Below are 1105 nucleotides of genomic sequence, written 5' to 3'. Positions count from 1 at the left end.
GCGATGACGGCCTTGACGGACTCGGCCTCGATGCGGGCCTGGGCGGGGTCGTAGACGCCGCAGGGCAGGTCGCAGTGGGCCGAGACCTCGATGGTCGGGGCGAAGAGACGCACGTGTGTTTCCTCTCGGTGGTGGTGGGAAGACCGTCGGGGCTGACGGTCAGGAAGCCTTCTCGGGCAGGATGCGATCGAGCGGGAGGGTGCTGACGGAGTCGCCGAGCGACCAGTAGTGCCGGTTGTGATGGAGGAGCGGCTCTGCGTGCTCGCCGAGGGTGACCGCGTCGACCTCGAGCAGCACCAGCCAGGCCTCGCCGGCGGGGACGACACGGACCACCTGCCCGGAGAAGCTCGCCGCCGCATCGGCTAGGACGGGTGGCTGGCCCTGGGGGAGCGTCCAGCCCTGCGACACCGTGAACCGTGGTGCGGTCCGGTCGGCGAAGGCCGCGGCCACGTCGGCCTGGGACTCGGTCAGGACGTGCACCGCGAGGCGGTCGCTCCCGGTGAGTGCCGGCCCGGACCGGCCGGATCGCGAGACCGAGAACGACAGCATCGGCGGGTTCGCGCTGACCGAGGCCACGCTCGACACCGTCGCTCCGACGGGTCCCGTGTCGGTCGAGGCGGCGACGATGGCCACGCCGGTGGGGTATCGACGGAAGCCGGCCTTGAACTGGTCGGTGAGTGTGTCGCTCACACCCCCTCCTCTCTCTGTTGGCAGTGACGCTAAAACATCAAGTCCAGTTGAGGTCCAGTCATCCACGGTGTGATCGCTGACTCATCTGGCCGGCCGCGCCTGAGATCATGTGGGGCCGCGGAAGTGCTACTTGTTAGACTAGTTGTGCACTTGTCATACAACCCGGGTTGGTCTGCTACGACTTCGAAGCTTTGACCTCGGTCGCCTAATCTTCCCAAAGAACCGCTCTGCCTCACGATCTAAGGAGTCCCTTCGTGGACGTCTCCCCGCTCATCTGGTGGTTGACCATCGGCATCGCCAGTGCCGTGCTGCTCTTCGACGTGCTCGTGATCGGCCGCCGACCGCACGAGCCTTCGCGTCGGGAGCTGATCGTCGCGCTGAGCGTCTACATCGGCTTGGCCATCGCGTTCGGTAT

At 66.7% G+C, this 1105-nt stretch carries 2 protein-coding genes; both read right to left on the bottom strand.

Going from position 1 to position 1105, the window contains the following annotated elements:
- Positions 1-113, bottom strand: a 113-nt coding sequence (locus tag ACFU7D_RS29805) for a superoxide dismutase [Ni] (protein ID WP_357340800.1), incomplete at its 3' end; no start/stop codon positions are given.
- A gap of 46 nt (positions 114-159) precedes the next feature.
- Positions 160-690 carry a flavin reductase family protein gene (locus ACFU7D_RS29800; RefSeq protein WP_378874169.1) on the bottom strand — a complete coding sequence of 177 codons (531 nt, stop codon included), beginning with the start codon at positions 688-690 and terminating at the stop codon, positions 160-162.
- Between the last annotated feature and the right edge of the window lie 415 nt (positions 691-1105).

The organism is Nocardioides sp. NPDC057577, assembly GCF_042801335.1.
Lineage (GTDB): Bacteria > Actinomycetota > Actinomycetes > Propionibacteriales > Nocardioidaceae > Nocardioides.
Note: the sequence above shows the minus strand (reverse complement) of the source record. Positions and strands in the feature narration are given on the sequence as shown.